6 protein-coding genes are annotated in these 6,769 nt (G+C 59.6%); 1 reads left to right on the top strand and 5 read right to left on the bottom strand.

What is annotated here, in order from left to right; translation table 11 throughout:
* Together WAW39_RS22660 and WAW39_RS22665 are read right to left on the bottom strand one after the other, a co-directional pair.
* Positions 1–446 (bottom strand): MFS transporter (locus tag WAW39_RS22660; protein ID WP_422321436.1); only part of this gene is annotated, 446 nt, incomplete at its 3' end.
* A gap of 40 nt (positions 447–486) precedes the next feature.
* Positions 487–1,617 (bottom strand): HlyD family secretion protein, encoded by a 1,131-nt coding sequence (locus WAW39_RS22665; protein WP_422321437.1) that lies wholly within the window; start codon positions 1,615–1,617, stop codon positions 487–489.
* Positions 1,618–1,720: 103 nt separating this feature from the next.
* Between WAW39_RS22665 and WAW39_RS22670 the strand changes: the two genes are divergently transcribed.
* Positions 1,721–2,641, top strand: a complete 921-nt coding sequence (locus WAW39_RS22670) for a LysR substrate-binding domain-containing protein (protein WP_422321438.1) — start codon at positions 1,721–1,723, stop codon at positions 2,639–2,641.
* Between the two features lie 9 nt (positions 2,642–2,650).
* On the opposite strand, the gene WAW39_RS22675 is transcribed toward WAW39_RS22670, so the two are convergent.
* From WAW39_RS22675 to WAW39_RS22685, 3 genes are all read right to left on the bottom strand, one after another.
* Complete coding sequence (locus WAW39_RS22675) at positions 2,651–3,112, bottom strand: PH domain-containing protein (protein WP_422321439.1); 462 nt, start codon at positions 3,110–3,112, stop codon at positions 2,651–2,653.
* A gap of 122 nt (positions 3,113–3,234) precedes the next feature.
* The gene (acnA, locus tag WAW39_RS22680; RefSeq protein WP_422321440.1) at positions 3,235–6,006 is read right to left on the bottom strand and encodes an aconitate hydratase AcnA; all 2,772 of its coding nucleotides are present in this window, start codon (positions 6,004–6,006) and stop codon (positions 3,235–3,237) included.
* A 432-nt stretch (positions 6,007–6,438) separates the two neighbouring features.
* On the bottom strand, positions 6,439–6,769 hold a 331-nt coding region (locus tag WAW39_RS22685; protein ID WP_422321441.1), incomplete at its 5' end, for a hypothetical protein.

Raw genomic sequence — 6,769 nt, forward strand, 5'->3', positions numbered from 1 at the left:
GGCTGTTTGGACGCTGGCAGTTTGAGCAGGACCATGGTGGATGCCATGGGGATGAGCGCACCACCGGTGAATCCCTGCAGAGCGCGGAAAACGATCATGCTGGAAAGATCCCAGGCAAAACCGCAGCAGATGGAGAAGACAAGGAACAGCACGCTGTTCCAGATGAGGTAGCGCCGCATGCCGAAGACCTGGGCCAGCCAGCCGCAGAGGGGAATGACGACGATCTCCGGCACCAGGTAGGAAAGAGACACCCACGAGCCTTCATCGAGCGTGGCACCGATGCCGCCGGTGATGTTTTGCAGCGAGGAGTTTGAAATTTGAATGTCCAGCACCGCCATGAAGGCTCCGAGCAGTGAGCCGAGCACGGCAATCCAGTTGCGAAGGCTTTCGCGGGAGGCCGGCACGGGTTCAGCCAGCGGAGCGGAGAGTGTGTGGCTGCGGGTCATGGCGGTGCGAGGTTGAAGGCTGCGGGCGAGGGCGATTGGCTCAAGGTTTCAAGCGCACGGTGGCGATGACCGAGAGGCCGGGAGAGAGCCTGCTGGCGAAGGCCTGGGAGTCGGATGCATCGAGCAGGATTTTCACCGGCAGGCGCTGGACGATCTTGGTGAAGTTGCCGGTGGCGTTGTCGGGGGGCAGCAGGGTGAACTTGGCGCCAGTGCCAGGAGAAAAACTGTCCACATGGCCGTGGAAGCTTTGACCGTGGATGGCGTCAATTTTCACCTCCACCGGCTGACCTGCGCGCATCTGGGCAAGCTGGTTCTCCTTGAAATTGGCGACGACCCAGTTGTCCTGCGACACCACGGCGAGCAGCGCCTGACCGGGCTGCACATGCTGGCCGGTCTGGATCGTGCGCTTGCCGATGCGTCCGGCATCCGGCGCACGCAGAATGGTATAAGAAAGCTGCAACTGGGCATCATCCACGACCGTCTGCGCATGATCGCGCCCTGCTTTGGCGACGATCAGGTCCGCCTCTGCGGCGCGAACGCCGGCTGTTGCTGCCTCCTGGGAGGCGACTGCGGCGTTGTGGTTGGCAGTGGCGGAATCAAAGGCGGCCTTCGCGCTGTCGAGGTCCTGATGGGAGATGGCCCGGCCTTCGTTGGTGAAGAGTTTTTCCGCACGGTCAAAGTCGAGGCGGGCCTTTTCAAGCTGTGCTGCCGCCACCGCCACCTTCGCAGCAGTCTCGCGAGTGGCGGCATGCGCCTTCGCCAGGGCTGCTTCCGCCTGAGGGATCTGTGCGGCGACTTGTTCCAGCGTGGTTTTGGCGAAGGCGAGCTTCATTTCGTAGTCGCGTGGGTCGAGCTTCGCGAGCGGCTGGCCTTTGGCGACGATCTGGTTGTCCTCCACCAGGACTTCGAGCACGTCGCCAATGATGCGGCTGCTGACGGGGTGCACATCCGCCTCGATGAACGCGTCATCCGTTTCCTCAAACTTGGCCGCGTAGGCGAGCCAGAAACTGAGTGCGGTGGCGGCCAGAGCCAGCACAGGAATGCCGACGAGGAGAAGCCGGGTGCGGGTGCTCAACGCCCTTCTTCGGGTGGCAGGCTGGGTGCGTGAGGGAGGATCATCGAATTCGATTTCCGGGGTGAGTGTTTTTGGGTCGAGTGCGAGGGTGCTCATGGCTTTCTCTGGTTTAGTTTCGACTCCATCATCCATGGCTGCGGGCCTGCCGGACATGACTTGTTTCCTTTGCGCGTTATAGCTAAAAGCTATAAGGTGTTGAATGGAATTGCGTCATTTGCGCTACTTCGTGGCCGTTGCGGAAGCCCTGAGCTTCAGCCGTGCGGCCACACGGCTGCGACTGGCACAGCCTTCGCTGAGCACGCAGATCCGTGATCTGGAAGAGGAGCTGGGTCTTGAACTGCTGGAGCGAAACCGGAACCGCGTGGCGCTGACGGATGCGGGCGCGGTATTCCTGAAGGAGGCGCGTGCGGTTCTCGCACGTGCGGAAAAGGCGGTGGCGCGTGCGAAGGAGGCGGCGGCAGGAACGACGGGGGAGCTTCGCGTCGGATCCATGGGCTCGCTGACGATCAGTTTTCTACCTGCGTGCCTCACCCGGTTGCATGCCGCCCTGCCGAAGGCGCGGATCAGTGTGACGGAAACAGGGCCTTCAGACCAGCTCACGCAAATCTTTGCCGGGCGCATGCACATCGGGTTTGTGCCGGAGATTTTTGCGAAGCTCTCGGCAGGCAAACGACTGGCGGTGCGGAACATTCTCCGCAGTCCGCTGATTGTGCTGGTCTCAGAACATCACCCCCTGGCGAAGAGAGGTACGGTGCGGCTGCGGGATCTGGAGGATGAGACGTTTCTGCACATCCTCATGTATGGCAGCGATGCGCAGCGGGTCTGGACGCGGGAGATTTGCCGCAGCATCGGCTTCATGCCGCAGTTTGGCAGTGCGGCCTCAAATGCGGAGAACCTGGTCAGCATGGTCGCGGCTGGTGAAGGCGTCGCCTTGATTCCCAAGATCGCCGAACGCACCGGCACCCCCGGCTGTGCAGCGCTGCTGGTGGGCGACAAGGGGCTGCATTACAACCTCTGCGCCGTTTACGATGAGAATTTCCCTTCGGGCCTGCGGGATACGTTTCTGGGCATCGTGGAAGAGGAGGCCAAAAAGGTGGAGACTCAGGTGGCCGGACGGTGAACGGAGCCTCTAGGGCGCGCTTTGCTGCTTTAAGGCGTCAATGAGCGCTGCGGGCTCGCTCACACTGAGCATGACACTGTAGCCTTCTGTGGTCGGAATGCGTGCCACGCGTGTCTTGTCCGTGACAAAGAGCAGCGCTTTCTCCCCATTGCGAAGTTTGAACCATCCGGCGGCGTAGCCTGGCAGCGCTGTGCCCATCGTGCGCCATTTCGGCTGATGCTCTTTGTCGGTGCTCAAGTTGGTGACGACCGCCTCGTCGAGTTTGAGCGACTTGAGCGGGACCGTTCGACCATAGAGATCGCCTTGAAGTCGCAGGCCATCATTGGAAACCGTGAAACGCACATGCTGCATGGACCACGCCAGCCAGACCATCAGCAACAGGACACCGACGAGGATGAGGCTGATGATGGCAAAGAACCACAGCGATTTACTCGCGGCGGGAATCATGGGGAAGACGGTGGTGGTGTCCATGCGTGGGATTGTGATCCTTCCTGCGAAACATGCCAGAAAACAAAAATCCGGCAGCCTTGCGGTCTGCCGGATGATTGTTGAGTTGTGGCGGGAGGGAACGAGCTTGGAGCTCGTTCTACGGCTTACGCATTCGCCCGCAGGATCTGGGCGAGCACATACGGCAGGATGCCACCGGCGCGGTAGTAGTCGATTTCGACAGGGGTGTCGATGCGAACGACGACGGGGACGTCAAAGCTGCTGCCATCGGCCTTGTTGACGCGGAGGGTGGCTTCGCTCATGGGCTTGAAGTCGTTGCTCAGGCCCAGGAGGTCGAAGGTGGCATCGCTGAGGTCCTTGACCTTGTCGTAGTCCGCCTTGTCCTTGAAGTTGCAGGGCAGGACGCCCATGCCGACAAGGTTGCTGCGGTGAATGCGCTCGAAGGACTTCGTGATGACGGCTTTGACGCCGAGCAAACGCGTTCCTTTGGCGGCCCAGTCGCGGCTGGAGCCCATGCCGTAGTCTTCGCCGCCGAGGATGATGCTAGGCGTGCCAGCGGCCTTGTAGGCCTCAGCAGCGTCGTAGATGCTCATTTCGGTGCCAGCAGGCTGCAGGAGGGTGTCGCCGCCTTCCTTGCCGCCCAGCATGAGGTTCTTGATGCGAACGTTGGCGAAGGTGCCACGGGTCATGACGAGGTCATTGCCACGGCGGCTGCCGAAGCTGTTGAAATCAGCCTGCGTGACACCGTGTTCGAGCAGGAAGCGACCAGCGGGGCTGGCCTTCTTGATGGCACCTGCAGGGCTGATGTGGTCCGTGGTGACGGAGTCGCCGAAGATGCCGAGCGGGCGTGCGCCCTTGATCTCGGTGATGTCGCCGGGGGTCATGCTGAAGTCAGCGAAGAACGGCGGATGCTGGATGTAGGTGGACTTGCCGTCCCACTCGAAGACTTCGCCGATGCCGCCCTGGATCTCGTTCCACTTCGGATTCTGCGAAGCGAAATCGGTGTAGAGCTTGCGGAAGACATCCGGGGAAAGAGCGGACGCCATGGCATCGCGCACTTCTTTGAGCGTTGGCCAGATGTCCTTCAAATAGACGCCGCTGCCGGGAACGAGCTCGTCCTTGCTCAGATCAATATCGACCGTGCCAGCGATGGCGTAGGCGACCACGAGCGGGGGGCTCATGAGGAAGTTGGCCTTGATGCTCTGATGCACGCGGGCTTCGAAATTGCGGTTGCCGGAGAGCACGCTGGCAGCCACGACATCCTGGCCTTTGACGACGTCTTCGATGCCTGCGTCAAGCGGGCCGGAATTGCCGATACAGGTGGTGCAGCCGTAGCCGACGGTCTGGAAGCCGAGCTTGTCGAGTTCGACCTGGAGGCCGGTTTTCGTGAGGTAATCGGTCACCACACGGGATCCTGGCCCGAGGCTGGTTTTGACGGCAGGCTTCACCGTGAGACCCTTGGCGTTCGCCTTCTTGGCGAGGAGACCTGCGGCGAGCATGACGCTCGGATTGCTGGTGTTCGTGCAGCTCGTGATGGCGGCGATGAGCACGCTGCCGTCGGTGATGGTGTCTTTGATGCCACCTTTGGAATCAACGGTGACTTCGAAGCTAGTCTGGTCGGAGACCACATCCACACCTGCTGCTGCGCCGGTGACGTCGATGCCATCCGCTTTGGAGGCACCGAGGTGTTCGACGACCTGCGAGACGGGTGTTTTGCCAAAGCCGCCGGCTTTCACATCGGCCACGAGGAGCTCGTTGAACTTGGATTTCAATGCAGGCACTTCGATGCGGTCCTGCGGGCGTTTTGGGCCGGAAACGCAGGGGACCACGGTGCTGAGATCCATCTCCATCTCGGTGGTGAACTCGATGCTGCCTTTCTCCGTGGGGATGCCCCACATGCCCTGGGCCTTGTAGTAATTGGTGACGGTGGTGCAGAGCTCTTCGCTGCGGCCAGTGCCGCGCAGGTAGGCGATGGTTTCTTCATCCACGCCAAAGAAGCCCATCGTGGCACCATACTCAGGAGCCATGTTGGCGATGGTCGCACGGTCGGTGACAGGCAGGCTGACAGCACCGGGGCCGTAGAATTCGACGAATTTGCCGACGACACCGAGCTTGCGCAGCTTCTGGGTGACTTCGAGCACGAGGTCCGTGGCGGTGACGCCTTCTTTGAGCGCGCCTTTGAGGTAAACACCGACGACTTCCGGAACAAGGAAGGTCACTGGCTGGCCGAGCATGCCTGCTTCAGCTTCAATGCCACCCACACCCCAGCCAACGACGCCGAGGCCGTTGATCATGGTCGTGTGCGAGTCCGTGCCGACGAGGGAATCGGGATAATACACGCCGTCTTTTTCCAGCACGCCCTTGGCGAGGTATTCCAAGTTCACCTGATGCACGATGCCGATGCCAGGAGGCACGACCTTGAAGGTGTCAAAGGCCTGCTCACCCCATTTGAGGAACTGGTAGCGCTCCTTGTTGCGCTCAAATTCCAGCGCGAGGTTCTGATTCAGCGCATTCTGCGTGCCGGCGAAGTCCACCTGCACGCTGTGATCGACCACGAGATCAACGGGCACGAGGGGCTCGACCATCTTCGGGTTCTTGCCGAGTTCTTTCACCTTCGAGCGCATGGCTGCCAGATCGACGAGAAGAGGAACACCGGTGAAGTCCTGCAGCACGATGCGGGCGACGGTGAAGGGGATCTCATACTCACCCGGGTTCTTCGCGTTCCAGTTCGCGAGGTTTTTGACGTCTGCCTCGGTGACCTTCTTGCCATCCAGATTACGCAGCAGGGACTCCAGCACGATGCGGATGGACACTGGCAGACGAGAGACATTGCCTACACCGGCACTTTCAAGAGCGGGAAGAGAGTAAAATTTGCCGGGAGCGCCGGAGCCAGTGGTGAAGGTGAGTGGTGTGTTCATTGGAATGGGGTAGCAGCCAACGAAATAGCAAGAGTAGCACGAATGACACCACTTTTTTGTCCCCTACACATACGGGAGAAGGCACGTCAGAGCCCAAAAGGGCCTCAAAGAGGGACATCTGTCATTGTCCCTAGCCTCCCTAAAGAGGGAGAGGTGGGAGGTGAACGTCGCAATGCGGAGGCGCGTCTCAGTTATGAGGACAGCGCCCATATAGGGCGGTACCAACGATGTTTTAGAGGCAAACAAGAGGCACGATATTGGGCCCTGTTTTTGATGGCTCATTTGCACAAGCGAATGCCTGCCGAAACCGCGCTCAATCATGAATGAAATCGAGCGGAAAGAAGAAAATGTCTGATGCCCGCGCAGAAAGATGAAGTTTTGGGATCAACGCATTCACACTCTGACCAGCAGGCCTTAAAAAGTGATGCGTTCTCAGAGCTTAAAAATGGCGTGTTTACGTAGACAAATCGTCGTTTTTCGAGAGTCGCTTTTTGCAGACAACGAGAACACGAGATCCAAGGCCATGAAATGGGGCGCGAATCGGCAGGAAAAGGCGAATTGGATGCTTCGAACGAAACTTTTTTGCAAAAAACAGCACAATGTAGTTGCACGGTTCTGAAGCTGTTCTAAGATCCCAACCCGCAGCGAAAAACGCGGGCTGAGAAAAAGAAGATTGGGAAGCGAAAAGCGGCTCATGAAACTTGGAATCAGAAACGATCTTTTAGAAAACACAGAAGCAGTTTGGAGCGAGGCGAAAGCCGAG

The organism is Prosthecobacter sp., assembly GCF_049294395.1.
Classification (GTDB): Bacteria; Verrucomicrobiota; Verrucomicrobiia; order Verrucomicrobiales; family Verrucomicrobiaceae; genus Prosthecobacter.